Origin of the sequence: Arthrobacter sp. 8AJ (assembly GCF_902506025.1) — a bacterium.
Lineage (GTDB): Bacteria > Actinomycetota > Actinomycetes > Actinomycetales > Micrococcaceae > Arthrobacter.
Map to the genome: position 1 here is coordinate 1077928 of NZ_LR733289.1, position 17887 is coordinate 1095814.

A 17887-nucleotide genomic window follows, 5' to 3' on the forward strand; every position below is an offset into this window, starting at 1 on the left:
GGAGCGTCCATGTGCCGTTTGTTCGGGCTTCACGCCGGGTCCCGGCCCGTCCACGCCACCTTCTGGCTGCTGGACGCCCCGGACAGCCTGTCCGAGCAAAGCAGGAGGGAGCCCGACGGTGCGGGGATCGGCACGTTTGAGGCCGACGGCGGCGCGCGGGTCAGCAAACGGCCGCTCGCCGCATGGGAGGACCACGCCTTTGCCCGGGAGGCCCGGCAGCTGGTGAGCACCACCTTCCTGGCCCACGTCCGGTACGCCAGCACGGGCGCACACACCCTGGTGAACACGCACCCGTTCGAGCAGGACGGGCGGCTGTTCGCCCACAACGGCGCCTTCCACGGGCTGGACCGGCTCGACGCGCGGCTGGCTGGCCTGGGGGTGGCGGGGCTGGTGCAGGGCCAGACCGACAGCGAACGGCTCTTCGCCCTGATCACCGCTGAGACCCGGCGCGCCGGCGGGGACGTGACAGAAGGCATTGTGCGCGCTGGGGGCTGGATCGCCGTCGAGCTGCCCGTCCTGGCCCTGAACCTGATCGTCACCACGGCCACCGATCTCTGGGCGCTCCGCTACCCGGCAACCCACCCGCTGTTCATCCTGGAACGCGACCCGTCCGCGGAGCCGGCCCCGGCGGCCCCGCTGGACGCACGGAGCCACCGGATCCACTCGCGAAGCACCGAACTCTCCGGGGCCAGGTCCGTGCTCTTTGCCACCGAACCCATGGACCACAATCCCGGCTGGCGTCCCTTGGCGCCGGGGGAGCTGGTGCACGTTGGTCCGGACCTGGGGTTGACCTGCACCTTCCCGTTCCCGGACCAACCTGCCCACCCGCTCACGCTCGCCGACCTGGATCCGTCCGCGGCGGCGTCGCAAACGTCCTGACGGGGTGCGCCTGGGGCGGTCAGGACATGGTTGCGACGGCGAACAGACCGGCAACGCCCACGAGGTACAGGACCAGGACCACCAGTGAGTCCATGCCCATGCCCAGGTGCTTCTTTTTCGGGCGGAACAGCAGGCCCAGCAGATAGGTCAGGGTCAGCAGGATCGCCAGGGCGGTGAGGTAGATGTCCGTCGCCTGGGCCTGGGGCAGGACCGGTTTGCCGGTGATGAGGACCGCCACCAGGAACAGGACCGGGAGGAACGCGTTGCCGCCGAAGATGTCGCTGAAGGCCAGCTTGTAGTCGCCCTGCTTCACGGATGCCAGGCCGGTGGAGATCTCGGGCAGGGACGTGGCCAGGGCCAGGAAGGTGGCGCCGAACAGGACGCCGGATAGACCGATATGCCCGGCGATGGCATCGCCGCTGCGCTCAAGGACGACGCCGGCGCCCAGGGTTGCCAGCGCCGCCACAGTGAAGATCAGGGCTGACTTAGCCGTGCTGATGTGCCGGCTCTTGTCCGCGGACTTCTTCTTGGAGTGGCCCTTGGGCTGGTCCTGCCCGCCGGGGGCGTCGCCCTGCTGGTGCCAGGGCAGCCCCTTTTGGGAGCGTTGGACCAGGACCAGCCCCAGGATCCAGATCACGGCGATCAGCACCGCGGCAGGAGTCAGGCGGAAGGCCACCAGCGAGCCCGGCATCTGGCTGCCGGCGATCACCACGCCCAGGACAGCGATGACCGTAACGGCTTCGATGACCAGGGTCAGGGAGGCCGCCTTGTAGCTGAGCGGATCGGTGCCCCTGGTGCCAAACACGTCCAGGATCACCAGCACCACAGTCTGGATGGCGATACCACCCAAAATGTTCCCTACCGCCACTCCGATGTTGTTGGACAGGGCAGCGCTGACGGTGATGGCGATCTCCGGCAGGTTGGTGGCGATAGCCAGCAGGATCAGCCCGCCCAGCGCCGAACCAAGGCGGAGCCGGTCATCAAGGACATCCGTCTGTTTCGACAGCTGGATGCCGGCCACCCAGATCACCGCCGCGGCACCGGCGAAAATCACGAGCAGTACCGCCAGGGGCAGTGCTTCCATGTCTCGTCCTCCCTGCGTGGTTCCCATCAGCGTCCCAGCGAAGACGTACCCACCGGCCAGCCCGCATCCGTGGTTGTTTGCTGGGAATGCGCTGGGAATCCTGTTCCGACGGGTGGCAGGTAGTGGCATAGGGGCTCGTTGGGGGTAAGGGTTGTTGCGTACCTGCCCTGCGAAAGGACCCCCATGGACATCGTTGAAGTGATTTTGAATGACCACCACGAGCAACGCCGCCTGTTCGCCCTGCTCGATGAAATGCACAACTGCGAACAGCCGGACCTGGAAGCGGTGTGGAAGCGGATGCGCATCCTGCTGGAAGTCCATGCCAAGGCAGAAGAGGAGCTCTTCTACCCGGAACTGCTGGAACTGGGGAAGGGCGCAGGCGGAAAAGACTCCGCCGAGGACGAAACCACCGATGCCATTCACGACCACAACGAAATCCGGGACGCCATCGCTGACGTTTCCAAGCACCCGACGGGTACACCGGAGTGGTGGGCGGCGGTGGCGAAGGCCAATGAAGCCAACGGCGACCACATGGCAGAGGAGGAACGTGAAGGCCTGACCGATTTCCGGCAGCACGCGTCGCTGGAGCTGCGGCACCGCTTGGGCCTGGCCTTCAGCATTTTCGAGTCACAACATGCGGGCGGAATTGAATCGCAGGATGTAAGCCCCGAGGAATACGTCCGCGAGCACGAATAAAACCCTGGGTGGTGTTACCGCATGATTCTTGGTTCGACAGCTGTTTTGACGGTGGCCAGCAGCAGGACACCGGCGACGGCGGTGGCCCCCGACAGAAGGAACAGGACGATCGCCAGCGGCGGGGCTGCGTCGGCCTCGCCCAGGATGGTGATGCCGATGGCGACGGCGACGAGTGGATCGATGACGGTCAGACCGGCCACCACCAGCTCGGGCGTGCCCCGGGTGTGGGCGTTCTGGACCAGGAAGCTGCCGGCCAGCCCGGCAATGACCAGCCCCGCCAGGCAGGTCAGGGAGAGCCATTCGAAGTCGCCCTGGAACAGCCGGGCGATCACGGTCTTGGCCAGTGCCGCGACGAACCCGAACAGGATCCCGGCGCCGGCGGTGAAAACCACGGCGTGCGAGCTGTGCCGCCACAAGAGATAGGCCACGGCGACGCACACCAGGACGACGGCGAGGACGATCAGGATGGTCACCAGGTGCCGGTCGCTGATCTCCACGTCCTCCGCGGACAGCGCTGCCACGGCAACGAAGACCCCCACCCCGCCAACGCAGAGGGCGACGGCGGTGAGCGCCCGGCGCCCGGGGGACCTGCGGGTCATCCGGGCGGTGGCCAGCGTGGTCACCACCAGTGCCACGGCACCGATGGGCTGCACCACGATCAGGGGCGAGAACCGGAGGCTGGTCAGCTGGAGCAGGATCGCGGCGCCCAGCATCGCCGTCCCTGCCAGCCATGCTGGTTTCCGGACCAGCGCCTGGAGGCGTCCGCCGCCCATACTGCCTGCCGCGCGTCCGGATGCCGCCGGCTGGTTTTCCACGGCGCGGTGCTGGAACAGCGTCCCCAGGGCAAGCAGGACGGCGCCGGCGGCGGCGATGGGAATCCCGAGCCAGTGGTAGGACGTCAGCGCGGACACGGCCGCAGCCTGGATCATGGTCAGACCTTACCCCCTGCGGGACCGGAGGAAACCCGGACCTACCGCTGGGCGATCCTGAACAGTGCCCCTGTGGGGTCGGTCAGGGCAGCAATGCGCCCAAACGGGGTGTCCTCGGCGGGATGGACCACCTGGCCTCCCAGTGACGTGGCGATCTCAACGCCCGCGTCGGTGTTCTCAATCGCGAAGTAGGTCTGCCAGTTGGACGGCACTCCCTCCGGCAGGTAGCTGGAGGCGTCCATGATGCCGGCCCGGGAGTCCCGTCCGGACCCCAGCGTGGTGTAGCGGAAGTCCTCGGTGTCGCTCATGACGTCGGTATCCCAGCCAAAGACGTCCTGGTAGAACTTCACGGACGGGGCGTAGTTGCGGGTGTGGAGTTCATGCCAGTACGGGGTCCCGGGTTCGCCCGTGGACTGGAATCCGGTGTGGCCGCCGAACTGCCAGGCGCCAACTGCTGCTCCGCCCACGTCCGCGATCATCGCCATGTGTCCTTGTCCGGGAACCTCCATGGGCGGCATGAGCACCTGGCCGCCCGCGGCCAGCGCCGCCTCCGCAGTCGCGTGAATGTCCTCCACGCGCAGGTACGTTGTCCAGACGTCGGGATATCCGGAGTCGTCGTCGTTCTTCATCATCCCGGCCACCGGCGACCCATTGGCGAACGCCGTGATGTAGCCGCCGTATGTCTCCTGGTCGCCCTCTTCATAGGTCCACCCGAACAGCCGGGAGTAAAACTCGCGGGACCTTTCCGGGCGGGACGTCAGAGGGTCGATCCAGCAGGGATCACCGGGGGCGATAGTGGGCTTGGGCATGGGGACTCCTGGTGTGTGCAGGTGTGGACCGGGCAAGGCCCACCCTAGCGCTGCACGCCCCAAAAGCCGAGGAGCGCCGGCACGGCCACATTTCTGGCGGTTGCCGTGCCGGCGCTGGCCATAATCAGGCCTCGTCTTCCGGGTTCCGCAGCCGGCGCCTGATCATGACCCCGGCAACCAGCAGTCCGATGACCAGCACGCCCGCGAGGATCCCCACCACAACCAGCTGCCCCGGCAGCCCGGAGCTCGCCGCAGCAGCAGGCGTGGCAACGGCGGCGGCGGGTGCGGTGTTCGGTCCGCCGGCTGTGAAGGTGAAGGTTCCCTCGATGGGGTGCCCGTCGGAGGACACCACCCGCCACACCACGGTGTACTTTCCTTCGGGAGCACCCGGTTTGACCGGCTGGCTGACCTGGTTGTCCACGATCTGAACCGGCCCGTCCGCCTGGTCGGTGCCGGTGGCGTCCTCCACCCGCACGATCGAGTTGATGGCGATCGGGGTGTGGTCGAAGGTCAGCTCGATCTTCGCCGGCATCGCGCTGACCGTGGAACCATCGGCCGGGTTGCTGGATTCCAGGGAGTCATGCGCCTGCGCCGGTGCCGATGAAGCGAGCACGAACGCCGCTGTGGTGAACGCCAGCAGCACCCATGCCAGCCAGGCCGCCGGGCTCTTGCGGGACGTTGTCTTCATTCGGTTTCCCGCCCTACTTGCCGGCAGTGCGGGGCCGGCGCCCGGCAAGGACCAGCCCCAGGGCCGCTGCGCCGAGCACGAAGCCTGCCGCGCCCAGGACCAGGCCCCACACGGACGTGGCGTCGGTGGAGACCTGCTTCGTCTCCGACACTGCCTCGGCGCCCGGTGCCGCTGACGCACCGGCGGCGGCAGCGCCGTCGTCGGCCGTTGTCACGAAGGACGGAGCCGGATGCTTGGGCTCCGGCTGCCCCTCAGCGCTCACTTCGTCCCACTTCACCACGCTGCCGTCGGTGTAGCTCTGGGCTGCCTTCAGGGTGACCTTGGTGCCCTCGGCGGGCAACCGGCCCACGGACAGCGAGAAGGACTGATACTGGTTCTGGCCCAGCTGGTGGGCTTCGTCCGCGGTCCAGACCACCGAAACCGGCGCCTTGGTGACCGTGGCACCGGCCACCGTGACCGGCTTGGGAAGGTCTCCCGTGACCACCTGTGCGGTCCAGCCCTCCACAGGCTTGACGGAGACGGAGGTGAACGGCGTATCGGTGGGCAGCGTGACCTCGAGCTTGGTGGTCTTCGCGGTGGGGGACTCGTTGGGGACGTTGAACGTCAGGTGGGAGTAGCCGTTCGCGGCGGTGTCATCCGGGTCCACGCTCACGTGGGCGGACGCGGCGGTGGCGCCTGCGGCGATGATTCCCGCGGTGGCAGCGGCGGCGGTGAGGGACTTGAGGGTACGGCGGAATGAGGTGTTCAAAGCAAGCCTTCCAAAGGATGCGCCAAAAAGGACCGCGTACGGCGGCGGCGCAGAAAAAGGGACAACGCAGCCCGCCCATGCCTGCCATGGGGGCAGGTGCGGACGGCGCGGAAAGTCGGGAGCCGCTTTAGATCGCGGCGTGGAAGGCCGGCGGCCCGCGCAGCGCAGGCAGGCGCAGGTTCCGCCACCGGGACGGAATCACGACGGCGGCCGGCGCGGGAAGGTGCGGCCACTCAGGAATGGCGACGGCGGACAGGATCCGGACCAGTGGCCGCAGCCAGGCGGCCAAGGCCCAGACGGCTGCTTCGCCCTTGGCCAGGACCAACGCCGTGGCCAGGGTTGCCGCGGCATGCAGGGCAAGCATCAGGGCGCCCGGTACGGCGGCATGGTCCGGCATCAGGGCCGCGGCCGCAGGCGACACCGCTGAGGCGTTATGGACGTGGCCGCCGGCGGTGGGAGTGAACGATGCGGACACCGACAACGCGTCGAAGGCCCAGTGCAGGACCAGTTGGCTGGAGCCCAGGAGGCCGATCATCGCGGGCATGCTGATCTTGGTCTTTGACAGGATCGTGACCGGCGCCAGGACCAACGCCACGATGCCAGCGACGATGGCCGGCTGCGGCAGCAGGCCCCCTGCGAGAACGTGGGCTCCCGCGGCAAGGGCGAACATGGCTGCGGTGAACGCTATGGCCCGGGGGACGCGGAACGGAGCACTCATGCCACTCGCCACCCTTCCCTTTACAGTTGCCACCCTCCACTGTAAGGAACCACCCCCATGGGCAGGTAATCAACTTCAGGATGTGGAGGAGGCCCGGAACGCCGGCTGCGGGGTTAAACAGCAAAGCCCCTGGTGGAGGCCAGGGGCTTTGCTTCGAACTGCGAGGGGGCGCGCTACTCCGCGAGCTTGGCGACCGAGTGCGCCCAGATGAAGAACTTGTTGGTGCCCAGATCCTTGACGGTCTTGATATTCAGGGCCTCTTTGAGCTTCTGGGCGTCGCTCTCGGACAGTCCCTTCAGAGCCTCGACCGGCGCCTTGGCCAGATCATCGATGCCCTTGTCGAGATATTCCTTGTCGAACTTCGCGTTGATTCCAGCCATACTGTCTGTCCTCCTGGTGCTCGTTGGGGCCTCATTGTGCCGTGGGGCACAGTGGCCATTGAACCACGGCGATTCTCAAATGCACCAGTATTCAATATGGCCATTCCTTATCCCCCTCCTGCGGCGGCTCCCAGCAATTACCCAGCAACCGGAATGTGGACGCGGAGACTCCTGCCAGGATGGGCCAGGGCAGGTAGGGTCGCCATCTTGCCCGGCCGCCACGTCATCAACTTCGCTTGCGTAGTAACCCTGCTTACCATTGGGTAAACTGCCGGTTGACCTGCGGCTTCATGGTGTGAGTGCGCGTGAGGGCAAGTAGTCCCCTCCCGGAAGACAGGTAGCCACTACGGGGGCCCGTCCCCGGCAAATGCCCTTATTCTGCAATTCGATGGAGCTCCGGCATGCGCCGGCGCAGGGGCGCGGGACAGGCGGAAATGACGAATTGCGTGAGTTGCATAACTTTGGACCGATCCGCCACATGCACGGCTTCGAATGCCTACTACCGTAGAAAAGGGCCAAAAACAGCTTGGCCGCGGGCACATTAAGTTTTGGAATTTGTTGTCTGCGGAAATCAGCCTGGTTTGGCCAAGGATTTGATCGGGGGAATTGTTGGAGCGCGGGACGGTAGTGGTGGTGGAGGACGATCCGGACATCAGTGTTGTGGTGTCCGGAATTCTGCGTGAGGCAGGATTCGGCATCCATGCATTCGACCATGGGCAGGCCGGAGTTGACGCCGTCAATAAACACAGCCCCGAAGTGGTGGTGGTTGATCTCGGACTGCCGGACATTGACGGATTTGAAGTGACCCGGCGCATCCGTACATTCAGCAATGCCTACGTGCTGATCCTGACAGCCAGCAGCCAGGAACTGGACACCATCCTGGCGCTGGAGGCCGGCGCCGACGATTACCTCACCAAACCCTTCCGCGCCCGCGAGCTGAGGTACCGGGTGGAGGCACTGCTGCGGCGCCCCCGGCTCCGCACCGACACTCCACACCTGACGGCCTCGTCCCTGCAGCCGGCGCCGGCAACCGGCCCGGACGCGCCGCCTGATGTCCGGGACGGCCCTGCAGCCCTGGCCCACAACGGCCTGCGCCTGCATGTCTCCACCAGGACCGTGAGCGTGGACGGGGCGGAAATTCGCGGACTTACCGCCTCCGAGTTTGAGCTGCTGAACACCATCCTCGTCAACGGACGGGTGGTTCTGAGCAAGGAAGACCTTGCCCAGTCGATGCGCGGGGGACAAAGCGTGGACGACGCCATGGACCGTGCCCCGGATGAACAGGTAATCCAGGTGCACATCGCCAATTTGCGCAGGAAACTGGGCGACAGTGCAGCAAAGCCCCGCTGGATCGAGACAGTTCACGGATTTGGCTACCGGCTGGCAGCACCCATGGACCAGGAGAACTAAATAACGTTCCGGACGGGGTGCTGCGATTTTGCTTATGGGGCTAGCCTGTAAGTGAGTCGGCAAGTTCGTTCGCTTTTCCAACAGATACCTGTGGGGCAGGTGGCTGTTCTCCTTTTCGTGGTGGGCCAGAGTGGCAGCAGGAGACTAACAACCGCCTTTGGGGTTTCGAAGGGCGAATGAACGGAAGCGAATATGGCGACTGGCCATGAGCCCGGTTCAGCGGCTTCTTCTGGGAGCGTGTATGTCGTGACTGGCGAAGAGCTCGTCCGGCGGGGTTTGCGGAGGCTGCTGGAGGTTAACGGGTTCAGCCTTGCCGGTGAGTCGGCGTCTGCCCACCAGGCGGCGCGGCGGATCCCTGCGGTACGCCCGGATCTGGCCATCATCGACGATGATCTTCCCGATGGTTCCGGTGCCGGGCTTTGCCGAACTATCGCAGCTGCCGATGCCAACATCCGGTGCGTCCTGATGACGGGTGAAACTGACGAATCGGTGCTGATCGGGGCTATCCTGGCCGGCGCATGGGGGTGTCTGTCACAACAGGATGACAATGAGGAGCAGCTCAGGCTGATCCGGCGGGCCATCCAGGGGTACACAGCCTACAGCCGTCGTTTCCAGAACGGCATCCTGGCTCCGATCCAGGCTGACGGAACAAACGGGCCCGACGCCCGGTTGGGAATGCTTTCAAAACAGGAAATGAAGGTGGCGGGCGGGGTTGCCCGGGGGTTGACCAACGGCCAGATGGGCCAGGAAATGTTTTTGGCCGAAAAGACCGTGAAAAACATGGTCTCATCGGTGCTGATGAAATTCGACATGTCGCGCAGAACCGAGGTCGCGGTGTTCGTCTCCGGGGAACTTGAGCACACAGGGGACCTCGCACAGGAGTACCGGCGCAGCCGTGACACAGACCTGATCGCGGAAGTCACCGCGGCGCTGGTTATCTGCACCAGCGAGGCGGGCAGTGTTCCGCCGTCCAACAGAATGCTCTTATTGGACGCCATGCGACTTGCTGATTCCCTGGCGGCTACCCGCGCCCGGCCTCACGCCGTTAGACTCTTGCAGGAACGACGGACAAACGTGCATGGCCCTGAGGCCACCACCTCAAGGCCAACCCCGCGCGGCACTGACAACGCTCCCGAGCGGGGCCAGAACTAAGGGGCCGGACAGTTTCCCACTGGCACTCCTCTGCCGGAGCAGAATCTGGGTGACAGCGGTTGGAAGGGCGGCTATGTCGAGTGAGCGGGCGCCCGTGGACCGTTTTGATCGGGTAGTCCTGGTCTTCAATCCGGGTAAGCCCGGCATGGTTGCCAGGATCGACGAATTACAACAGGGTCTGACTGCCGCATTGCCGGAGCTGCCGATTGAGTTGCTGCCAACGGAGTTTGCCGGGCACACCCGTGATCTTGCACGCTCCGTGGCGGCGAAGGGAACCCCTCTCATTGTTTCCGTCAGTGGTGATGGCGGATACCACGAGGTCGTCAACGGGGTAATGGACGTTCCCGGCAGCAGGGCGGTGTGCACTGTTGTTGCGGCAGGCAACGCCAATGACCATCACCGCAGCATGCCCGCGCCGCCGTTGCCGGAGGCCGTCCGCCAAGGCCCGGTCCGCCACATCGACCTGTTGCGCATCACGTTCGGCGGGGAACACCGCGAGCGGATTCAGTACGCCCACTCCTACATAGGTTTCGGGCTCACACCGTTGATGGCGATCGGCATCGAGCGGGGCGGCAAGGGGAAAATCCTCGAACTCCTGTCCGTCGCCCGCACACTCTCTGCGTTGAGGCCCTTTGAACTCGTCCGTGCAGACGGGGCCACCGCGCGCTTCGACAGCCTGATCCTCGCCAACATTTCGCGTATGGCCAAGTACGGGACGGTCAGCGAGATGGGCAGCCCCGACGATGGCCTGTTCGAGGTCGTGACGCTGCCGCATGCCGGGCGCTGGAAGATGGCGCTGATGACCCTGCGGGCTGTGACGCTGGGACTGGGCCACCAGCCCAGCGTCAGCAGCTATTCCTTCACCACGCGGGATGCTGTCCCTTGCCAGATCGACGGCGAAGTCATCCACCTTCCAGCGGCCACGCAGGTGCTGGTGGAGAGCGCGAAGGGCGCCCTGGCTGTTATCTGACCCTAGGCACCCTTGCTGTGTCTGTGGATTGTGGGAACGGGACGTAGCCAGGGGCAGGCCCGGGTTTGGAAGCGGACAGAACTGATTGGTGGGTTTTCACCGGTCGTGGCCCACGAGGGCGTACAGTCAGAGTATCGGGACGTCGTGACTGGACATCCGGTTTCCCGGGCAATGAAACCAACTCCGCGTGCGCCGGCACATCGGCGACTGTGACATCCCGTCACTGCGCTGAACACGTGGTGATGAGTTGGGACAACGAGGGCGGCCCTGGCCGTTCTGCTACGCAGGCCGGCCCTTCAGCCCGTGCCCTCCCAATATAAGGGGCCCGGTTTCGGGTCCCTAGAACCCCAGTCACAGTCAATCCGCCCGTATCTGCGGTTCTGACAGTGCATCTCCAAGAAACGTTGGCGCAATGCCATGACCACCACCCAAGAACAGCCTGTCCACGTCGAGGGGCGCCTCGCGCTCAGCGGCGTCCTCGCTTCCGCCCTGCCTCACGACCTCGGTACGGCAACGGCCGCCTCCCGGTACACCGTCCCCGTCGTTTTTTCCCGCAGGCCCCAGCCGCGGGAACTCGATTTGTTGCACGACAAGAGTGTCACCAAGCGCCTGGCGGAGGAAGGGTACAGCGACGTCGAACTGCGGGTCTCCGACCGCCGCCTTTTGATCACCAACACCAATCTGCAGGACCTCAAGTCAGGGCTTGCCCACCTCGTGGGCACGATACTGAGGGACATCTCCGTGCAGGCCGAAGCCGAGCGCGCCCACAGGTCTGAAGAACTGGATGCCCTGGGGCTGCTTGAGGAACAACGACTTGAAGCGATCCGTCAATCCGCGGCAGAAATCCATTTCGACTAACACCCGTAACCAGCACCGCGGAGTCGACAGTACGGACACGCGCATAGGCGCGCCTCCTCAAAGAAGTCTCCACACGAACCCAAACCCGCAAAGGAAACAATGACTTCCATGCACCTTGAGAAGTACTGGCACCGGCTGTCCCCGGCCAGCAAGCAGTGGCTCCTCGACAATCCTGGTTGTGTAATTCTGCCCCGGACCATCTCGGCAGAGATAAATGCCGAATCCGGAGAGGACGCTGATTCTGACAGTCACGGCGAAACTGTCCTGTCACCGGAAAACATCGAGTTCATCCGGTCCAAAACGCGCCAGGAAGAACCGTCCCCGGCACAGCCGACCTACCGGTTCTTCGACTCTGTACAGCCCTAAACCCACGGGGCCCCGGCCACCCAAACCGGGCCGGGGTCCAGCCATTTACGTACTGGGCGAGGCCCCTGTGACCGAAAGGGGGCCGGGCGGGGCATAGTTGGAGTATGGCAACCTACGATTCCCGGAGTTTTTACACGCGCGGTGATTCCTTCAGTGTTGGAGCTTCGCGGGAACACGTTGAACGCTCGCTTCTTGACTTCGGGGCAACCGATGTTCTCTTCAGCCAACGGGGGCACCTCAACGCCATCTCGTTCAGAGCCAGCGGAAGGCAATTTCGGATTGTCCTCTCTTTGCCGCAGACCGAGCGAAGCCCTGCTGTTCCGGGTGGAGTGTCCGACGTCCCCGGCAAGGAGGTTAGCGCAAAAGTGCTCGAACTCGATGCCCGGAGGTTCTGGCACGCCTTCGCCTTGTCCACCGACGCCAAACTCGCAGCGGCGGCAGCCGGTGTTGCAACACTCGAATCCGAATTTCTGGCCCATGTGGTGCTCCCCGGGAACCATACGGTGATGGACGAACTCGAACCCGTCATAGCCTCTGCCTACAGGTCCGGGCAGCGTCCCTCCATCAGTGCTGCTGCTGGACCACGAACCGATTGAAAAAATGGGCCATGGCCCAGCCAGGAAGGACCACCGGCAGGCCGGAAGGCTCATCGTATTGGGGACCGGGGCGCATTGAGAAATGACGGAAACCCCTTGGCCACTTGTGGAGCCCTGCGTTTTCAGTTTGAATTAGCGCCGTCGCACTGGGCGACTTTCGTGCAGTTCTTGGTCTCGCAGGTGCCCTGGCACCGCCCGTAGGAAGAAGCTTCAGTGAAAGCGTTGCACAGGCTGGGTGCTGTTCCGTTTTCGAATATTGTCCGCCCGCGCGGAAAGACAAAAGGGATAGCCAACGCTGCCGCGGCGTTGTCCTTGTTGGCGGGGCTGATATCCCTCACCATCCCTTCCGCCGGTACTGTACCCAGCGCGACAGCCGCAGACGTCAAACCGGGGGAGTGGGTTTCCCTGGCGGCCGGTCCGGCGCCGGCCAGCAACCCGCTGCAGGGTTTTGTCCCCTACGCCGGGAAGTACGGTTCCCTGCCCTATTCCATGGAATGGTTCTACATTCCGGTGAACGCAGTGGTCACGGGACCCGGCACCTACGACTGGTCCGCACTGGAATCCCAGCTGAACGCCATTGCCGCCCGCGGGCACCAGGCCGTCTTCAGGTTCTACCTCGACTACCCCGGCAAGCCAACCGGCGTTCCCAAATACCTCCTGGACGCCGGATTGGCCACCCACTCCTACACCGACTACGGCAACCAGGGCATCAGCGTTTCCCCCGACTACGACGACCCGCGCATGGCACAGGCGCTGGACAGCTTCATCGCGGCCTTTGGGTCAAAGTACGACGGCGACCGGCGCATCGGCTTCATCCAGGCGGGCCTGCTGGGGTTCTGGGGCGAATGGCACACCTACCCCCACGACGGGTGGGCCTCGCCGGAAAACTGGTCGGCCTCGGCCACCGAGCAACAACTTGTCCTGCAGGCCTACACGGCCGCCTTCACCAGGACCAAGCTGCAGGTGCGGTACCCCACCACCGCGAACAGCAGCCTCAGCGTGGGCTACCACGACGACTCGTTTGCCGCCGAAACCATGCCCGGAACCGGCTGGAGCTTCGTGGACAAACTGGAGCAGGCCGGCGCAACCGGCAAATGGCTCACCCAGCCGGTGGGCGGCGAACTCCGCCCCGAGCTGCAGCCCTGCCTTTTCGACGCCGTCCCGTGCCCCTGGGTGGCCGACCCGGCCCAGAAGGACTTCCCGGGGAGCGTGGCGGCAACCCACGCCTCGTGGCTGCTCAACCAGTACGCCTTCAGTCCAACGTATTCAGGGGCTGCCCAAAGCAATGCTGCCGCAGCGTCCCAGTCGCTGGGCTACCGGTTCCAAGCCACCGGCTTCTCCCTGGCCCCAGGAGCCGTGAAGGGCCAGAGTGACCTCAGTGTCACCATCCGCAACACCGGGGTTGCGCCGTTCTACTATGACTGGCCGGTGCAGGTGGCTGCCGTGGGCGGCGACGGGAAGATCGCCAGGACCTGGACCATTTCCTGGCGGCTCACCTCGATCAAACCCGGCATGGCACCCACCCTGGGAGCGCCCCTCAGCACCGCCGGCCTCCCCGCCGACTACTACACGCTGGTGCTGCGGCCGGTGAACCCGCTGGCCAATGGCGTCCCGCTGCGCTTTGCCAACGCTGCCCAGGACCAGACGCTGCCCGGATGGCTAACCTTGGGACGCAACTACTTCCCCGCATCCTGACCACCGACCACCGCCAAGCCGGGGCCGCCGACTGCTAACTGGCTGCCGCCTCCATGCGGTACCCGTTCGGGTTGTTCTGCTGCCAACGCCAGGCATCGGCGCACATGTTCTCCAGCGTCTCCGCAGCCTTCCACCCCAGGTCGCGGAAGGCCGCCGTCGGATCCGCCAGGCTGACCGGGGCGTCTCCCGGGCGCCGCTCCGCCAGGCTGTAGGGGATGGCAGTCTGCGCAGCCTTTTCGAAGGCGCGGATGATTTCCAGCACGGAGTGGCCGCTGCCGCTGCCCAGGTTCCAGGTGTGGACCCCCTCATGGGCAGCGAGGTAGTCCAGTGCCGCCAGATGGCCGGCGGCGAGGTCCATCACGTGGATGTAGTCGCGGACCCCGGTGCCGTCAGATGTTGGGTAGTCGCCGCCGAAGACGTTCAGCATGTCCCTGCGGCCCACTGCCACCTGGGTGACGTACGGGAAGAGGTTGTTCGGGGGACCCTGCGGGTCCTCGCCGATCTGGCCGGACGGGTGGGCGCCCACCGGGTTGAAGTAGCGGAGGAGGGCCAGCCGCCACCGGCCGTCGGAGGCCTGCACGTCCGTGAGGATCTCTTCGATCTGCTGCTTCGTCCGGCCGTAGGGATTGGTGGCTCCCAGCCTGCTGTCCTCCTTGAGCGGCATCTGCGGGTTGCTCCCGTACACCGTGGCGGAGGAGCTGAAAACCAGGGTCCGCACGCCGTGGGCGTCCATGGCCTCCAGCAGGTTCAGCGTCCCGGTGACGTTGTTCCGGTAGTAGCGCAGGGGCTGGGACACCGATTCGCCCACCGCCTTCAAACCCGCGAAGTGGATCACCGCCTCAACCCCGGCGGCCGCGAACACCCGGTCCAGCGCCGCGGGGTCCGTGATGTCGGCCTCGTGGAAGGCCAGGCTGCGTCCGGAGAGTTTCTGGACGCGCAGCAGCGACTCCACCTGGGAATTGCTGAGGTTGTCCACCGCCGTGACGTCGTGCCCGGCCTTGAGCAGCTGGAGGATGGTGTGGGACCCGATGTACCCGGCGCCGCCGGTGACTAGAACCTTAATGTCTCTGCCCTCGCTGATAGACGACCCCGCTTTGCGGCGCCAGAACCACATGGTGGGGTGCCGGCTGCCCGGCGGCATCGACCAGCCCGGACGGGACCTTGATGCGGCGCCGGCGGCGGCCGTCATTGTTGAAGTTCACTGCCGCCCAGCCATCGCTGAACGTCCGCTGCCACACGTGCCGCCGGCCATGGGGCTGCCCCTCGGGATGTCCCAGGGGCCAGTCCAGTTCCTGGATGTGCTGGGTGCGGCTGTAGTCGTCGTGGCCGGTTGCCGTGTAGGAGCCCTCGCCGCCGCCGAAGATCCAGAACGCCGCCAGGCCGTACCGGAAGTTGGGGTGCGCATCGTCGCCGTCGGTGGGGACGCGCAGGATGGAAAGGCCCGGCCCGTCTGCCTGGGAAAGCTGCGCCTCGGCCGTGCGGGGATCGAACAGGTTCGCCGGCCCGTAGCCCAGCCACACCTCCTCGAAGCCGCCGCCGTACGCCGCGTGGGAATCCCAGCGGCCCGGCAGCCGCCGGGATTCGGCAATGTTGGGCACCAGGACCTTGCCCACACCGTTCAATGCAGCCCCCGCAGCGTGGACCAGTTTGTCCAGGCCGTCCCGGAAGTCGGCCATGGATGCCGCGTCCTGCACCGGGGGCCGGATGCCGTAGTAGTCGTCAAAGACGTCGTTGTCCGCCATCACGCCGTCAAAGGGAGAGCCTGCCAGCTCGCTGGTGACGTTCTGCACCCAGCGGGCACGGTACTCCGGGTCCCACACCTTCATCTGCCAGTGTCCGCCGTACCCGTTCCACTCGATGCGCGCGCCGTCCAGCCGCGTGGCGAACCATGTGCCGCCGTCGTCCTCTGCCTCCCGGTACGTCACCCCGGAACTGAAGATGGGCCCCGGTTCATACGCGCGGGTGGAGGACAGGCACTTGTAGCAGAGCACTGTCATGTCCGGGCGGCGGCGCTTGAGCTCGGCTGCCGCGTCCAGTTCCCACGGCTGGAGGATGGCCGCGCGGTAGTGCTCCGCGGCGAAATCGATCTGCGCCGGAGAAATGGGATCGCCGTAGCGGATCCACGCACCCACTCCGGTCACAGCGGCACCACGGTGAGGGCTTCGGTAGGTAGCTCTTCCGCAGCCGCCATGTCCAGCGCTGTTACGTCCGCCGCAGCCGGCTCCACCACCGGCAGGTCTCCGAGGGCGCGGTAAATCTGGTTGTAGGACGACATCACCTCGTGCATCTGGAAGAACTCCTGCACGCGGGTGCGGGCGTTGGCCGCATACTCGCCGTAGGCGTCCAGGTTGCCGATGACGGCCTGGACGGCGTCCGCCATCTGCACCACGTTGCCCGGGGTGACCGTTTCGCCGCAGGCGCCGATGGTCTTCCCGTCCGTGGTCAGCAGGTCATCGGCGATGAGCTGGGCCACGCCGCCAACGTCGGAGCCCACCGTGGGAATGCCGGCGGCCATGGCCTCCAGGATGACGATGGGCTGGCCCTCGTTATAGCTAGGGAGCACCAGCAGGTCGAACTGGTCAAGCATTTCCCTGACGTTGACGGTACCGTGGATGGTGACCTTGTCCTGCAGGCCCAGGGCCTCGATCTTGGCCAGGCACGCTTCGTAGTATTCGGGCACGTGCTCGGTCGGGCCCAGGACGTCCAGGTGCAGGTTGGGATAGCCGCGCTGCGTGAGGACCTCCATGCTCGAAAGCAGGTCAAGCAGCCCCTTGATGGGCACCACGCGGGCGATGTAGACCAGGCGCCAGACGTGCTCCGCGGAGTCCTGCCGGAGGTTTTCCAGGACCTGCCTGCGGGCCCGGTACTTCCCGTCGAACTCCTCAATGACCATGCCGTTGGGCACCACCACGGACTTGTCGATGTCCGTTCCCAGGCGGGCTGCCTCGGTGATGGCGCTGGGGTAGAGGTAGGTGATCAGGCGGGCGCTGGGGTAGCAGAAGCGTCCCATTTCCGTCCACCACGCCATCCAGGCGCGCTGTTCAGCCGTGACGTCGAAGAGCCGGTAATCGTCGGCCGTGATGGACAGGGCCATGTTGCGGTCCAGCAGGGTGTTCACGGTGTCCCGGACATACAGGTTGTGTTCGGTCAGCAGGAAGGCGGTGTCGTGGTCCCGGGCGGCCGCGGCACCCAGCAGGGATGCGTAGCCGGTGGTGTGGGCGTGGTAGACCTTGGCGCGGGGCATCGTCTCGCCGGTGATGGCGTACGCCAGGGAGAAGAAGTTGCGCAGCACCCAGAAGGATTCGGCCAGCGGCAGGTTCAGCTGCGGCATGCGGTCCTGCAGCGCCTGCATGAATTCCCGGGATCCGAGCAGGGCCCACAGGGGGTACTGCCGGGTCCGCTTGTTCAGGCCCTCGTCAATCAGGTCCCACAGCGGCTCCACTTCGCCGTGCTCGGACAGGGCGTAGATGGCGTCAAAAAGCCGGTGCGAGAGCTCTTCTCGCTGTTTGGAGTCCATGCCCAGGTCCTTGACGGTCACCGACATGTAGTCGTGCCGGTGTTCCTCCATGCTGAGGAACACCGTCCGGACCCAGCGGACGTTCTCGGGCATGCCGTACAGATCCGTCAGCGGGGCGCTGGAGTCCCAGGTGATGTGGATGATGCCGTAGCTGAGGTCCGGGTTGTGGGTGACGATGTCGTGCACCACTGCCGAGACGCCGCCCTTGAGGTAGGGGTAGGTGGACTCCATCACGATGGCCACGTCTACGTCCTGGTACTCGACATCCCGGGGCGCCGGGGCGCCTGCCGGTCCCGCCGAAAGCACTGACGGGGCCGGGTTGCTGTTCCAGCGGGTCTTTAGGTTCTTAAGGGTCGAGTACATGGTTGTTTCCTCACCTGGTGTTCTGAAGG

Annotated in this window: 19 protein-coding genes; 9 read left to right on the forward strand and 10 right to left on the reverse strand. The window is 65.5% G+C overall.

Translation table 11 applies throughout. The features are described 5' to 3' along the window. Positions 1-9 precede the first annotated feature (9 nt). A complete protein-coding gene (locus tag BACI349Y_RS04975; RefSeq protein WP_159631001.1) occupies positions 10-879 on the forward strand; it encodes a class II glutamine amidotransferase in 870 nt (289 codons plus the stop codon). A gap of 19 nt (positions 880-898) precedes the next feature. Here the strand turns inward: BACI349Y_RS04975 and BACI349Y_RS04980 are convergent, their stop codons facing one another. After that, on the reverse strand, positions 899-1963 hold the full coding sequence (locus tag BACI349Y_RS04980; protein ID WP_159631003.1) for a sodium:calcium antiporter: 1065 nt from the start codon (positions 1961-1963) through the stop codon (positions 899-901). Between the two features lie 183 nt (positions 1964-2146). Here BACI349Y_RS04980 and BACI349Y_RS04985 point away from each other — a divergent pair, with 183 nt between their 5' ends. After that, positions 2147-2659 carry a hemerythrin domain-containing protein gene (locus BACI349Y_RS04985; RefSeq protein ID WP_159631005.1) on the forward strand — a complete coding sequence of 171 codons (513 nt, stop codon included), beginning with the start codon at positions 2147-2149 and terminating at the stop codon, positions 2657-2659. A 14-nt stretch (positions 2660-2673) separates the two neighbouring features. On the opposite strand, the gene BACI349Y_RS04990 is transcribed toward BACI349Y_RS04985, so the two are convergent. From BACI349Y_RS04990 to BACI349Y_RS05015, 6 genes are all read right to left on the reverse strand, one after another. Next, positions 2674-3588 carry a DMT family transporter gene (locus tag BACI349Y_RS04990; RefSeq protein ID WP_159631007.1) on the reverse strand — a complete coding sequence of 305 codons (915 nt, stop codon included), beginning with the start codon at positions 3586-3588 and terminating at the stop codon, positions 2674-2676. A 41-nt stretch (positions 3589-3629) separates the two neighbouring features. Next, on the reverse strand, positions 3630-4397 hold the full coding sequence (locus tag BACI349Y_RS04995; protein ID WP_159631009.1) for a VOC family protein: 768 nt from the start codon (positions 4395-4397) through the stop codon (positions 3630-3632). 124 nt (positions 4398-4521) lie between these two features. Continuing rightward, a complete protein-coding gene (locus BACI349Y_RS05000) occupies positions 4522-5085 on the reverse strand; it encodes a copper resistance CopC family protein (protein ID WP_159631011.1) in 564 nt (187 codons plus the stop codon). Between the two features lie 13 nt (positions 5086-5098). Continuing rightward, positions 5099-5833, reverse strand: a complete 735-nt coding sequence (locus BACI349Y_RS05005; RefSeq protein WP_159631013.1) for a YcnI family copper-binding membrane protein — start codon at positions 5831-5833, stop codon at positions 5099-5101. A 127-nt stretch (positions 5834-5960) separates the two neighbouring features. Then, a complete protein-coding gene (locus BACI349Y_RS05010; protein WP_159631015.1) occupies positions 5961-6551 on the reverse strand; it encodes a hypothetical protein in 591 nt (196 codons plus the stop codon). A 173-nt stretch (positions 6552-6724) separates the two neighbouring features. Continuing rightward, positions 6725-6931 (reverse strand): hypothetical protein, encoded by a 207-nt coding sequence (locus tag BACI349Y_RS05015; RefSeq protein WP_159631017.1) that lies wholly within the window; start codon positions 6929-6931, stop codon positions 6725-6727. Positions 6932-7537: 606 nt separating this feature from the next. Here BACI349Y_RS05015 and BACI349Y_RS05020 point away from each other — a divergent pair. The 7 genes from BACI349Y_RS05020 (at position 7538) to BACI349Y_RS05050 (ending at position 13978) form a co-directional block, all read left to right on the forward strand. After that, positions 7538-8341: a response regulator transcription factor gene (locus tag BACI349Y_RS05020; RefSeq protein WP_236560729.1), complete on the forward strand. Its 804-nt coding sequence runs from the start codon at positions 7538-7540 to the stop codon at positions 8339-8341. Positions 8342-8578: 237 nt separating this feature from the next. Beyond that, positions 8579-9493, forward strand: a complete 915-nt coding sequence (locus BACI349Y_RS05025; RefSeq protein WP_236560730.1) for a response regulator — start codon at positions 8579-8581, stop codon at positions 9491-9493. Positions 9494-9566: 73 nt separating this feature from the next. Then, positions 9567-10463: a diacylglycerol/lipid kinase family protein gene (locus BACI349Y_RS05030; protein WP_159631021.1), complete on the forward strand. Its 897-nt coding sequence runs from the start codon at positions 9567-9569 to the stop codon at positions 10461-10463. A 417-nt stretch (positions 10464-10880) separates the two neighbouring features. Beyond that, positions 10881-11321 carry a hypothetical protein gene (locus BACI349Y_RS05035; protein WP_236560731.1) on the forward strand — a complete coding sequence of 147 codons (441 nt, stop codon included), beginning with the start codon at positions 10881-10883 and terminating at the stop codon, positions 11319-11321. 99 nt (positions 11322-11420) lie between these two features. Continuing rightward, positions 11421-11687: a hypothetical protein gene (locus tag BACI349Y_RS05040; protein WP_224026821.1), complete on the forward strand. Its 267-nt coding sequence runs from the start codon at positions 11421-11423 to the stop codon at positions 11685-11687. A 104-nt stretch (positions 11688-11791) separates the two neighbouring features. Beyond that, positions 11792-12283 carry a hypothetical protein gene (locus BACI349Y_RS05045; protein WP_159631023.1) on the forward strand — a complete coding sequence of 164 codons (492 nt, stop codon included), beginning with the start codon at positions 11792-11794 and terminating at the stop codon, positions 12281-12283. Between the two features lie 213 nt (positions 12284-12496). Beyond that, entirely contained in the window at positions 12497-13978 is a 1482-nt protein-coding gene (locus BACI349Y_RS05050) for a DUF4832 domain-containing protein (protein ID WP_236560732.1), read from the forward strand. A gap of 34 nt (positions 13979-14012) precedes the next feature. On the opposite strand, the gene galE is transcribed toward BACI349Y_RS05050, so the two are convergent. The 3 genes from galE to pelF are packed head-to-tail and all read right to left on the reverse strand — an operon-like array spanning position 14013 to position 17858. Further along, a complete protein-coding gene (gene galE / locus BACI349Y_RS05055; RefSeq protein ID WP_159635241.1) occupies positions 14013-15041 on the reverse strand; it encodes a UDP-glucose 4-epimerase GalE in 1029 nt (342 codons plus the stop codon). Continuing rightward, positions 15037-16119 carry a putative glycoside hydrolase gene (locus tag BACI349Y_RS05060; RefSeq protein ID WP_159631025.1) on the reverse strand — a complete coding sequence of 361 codons (1083 nt, stop codon included), beginning with the start codon at positions 16117-16119 and terminating at the stop codon, positions 15037-15039. The genes galE and BACI349Y_RS05060 overlap by 5 nt, the downstream gene beginning before the upstream one ends. Beyond that, positions 16116-17858: a GT4 family glycosyltransferase PelF gene (gene pelF, locus BACI349Y_RS05065; RefSeq protein ID WP_159631027.1), complete on the reverse strand. Its 1743-nt coding sequence runs from the start codon at positions 17856-17858 to the stop codon at positions 16116-16118. Before pelF ends, BACI349Y_RS05060 begins: the two co-directional genes overlap by 4 nt. Positions 17859-17887 lie beyond the last annotated feature (29 nt).

Bases quoted from the DNA above. Each gene is read 5' to 3' on its own strand.
- BACI349Y_RS04995 (WP_159631009.1), bottom strand. From the start codon at position 4,397: ATGCCCAAGCCCACTATCGCCCCCGGTGATCCCTGCTGGATCGACCCT.
- BACI349Y_RS05045 (WP_159631023.1), top strand. From the start codon at position 11,792: ATGGCAACCTACGATTCCCGGAGTTTTTACACGCGCGGTGATTCCTTC.
- BACI349Y_RS04975 (WP_159631001.1), top strand. From the start codon at position 10: ATGTGCCGTTTGTTCGGGCTTCACGCCGGGTCCCGGCCCGTCCACGCC.
- BACI349Y_RS05040 (WP_224026821.1), top strand. From the start codon at position 11,421: ATGACTTCCATGCACCTTGAGAAGTACTGGCACCGGCTGTCCCCGGCC.
- BACI349Y_RS05030 (WP_159631021.1), top strand. From the start codon at position 9,567: ATGTCGAGTGAGCGGGCGCCCGTGGACCGTTTTGATCGGGTAGTCCTG.
- BACI349Y_RS05015 (WP_159631017.1), bottom strand. From the start codon at position 6,931: ATGGCTGGAATCAACGCGAAGTTCGACAAGGAATATCTCGACAAGGGC.
- pelF (WP_159631027.1), bottom strand. From the start codon at position 17,858: ATGTACTCGACCCTTAAGAACCTAAAGACCCGCTGGAACAGCAACCCG.
- BACI349Y_RS05035 (WP_236560731.1), top strand. From the start codon at position 10,881: ATGACCACCACCCAAGAACAGCCTGTCCACGTCGAGGGGCGCCTCGCG.
- BACI349Y_RS05010 (WP_159631015.1), bottom strand. From the start codon at position 6,551: ATGAGTGCTCCGTTCCGCGTCCCCCGGGCCATAGCGTTCACCGCAGCC.
- BACI349Y_RS05000 (WP_159631011.1), bottom strand. From the start codon at position 5,085: ATGAAGACAACGTCCCGCAAGAGCCCGGCGGCCTGGCTGGCATGGGTG.
- BACI349Y_RS04990 (WP_159631007.1), bottom strand. From the start codon at position 3,588: ATGATCCAGGCTGCGGCCGTGTCCGCGCTGACGTCCTACCACTGGCTC.
- BACI349Y_RS04980 (WP_159631003.1), bottom strand. From the start codon at position 1,963: ATGGAAGCACTGCCCCTGGCGGTACTGCTCGTGATTTTCGCCGGTGCC.
- BACI349Y_RS04985 (WP_159631005.1), top strand. From the start codon at position 2,147: ATGGACATCGTTGAAGTGATTTTGAATGACCACCACGAGCAACGCCGC.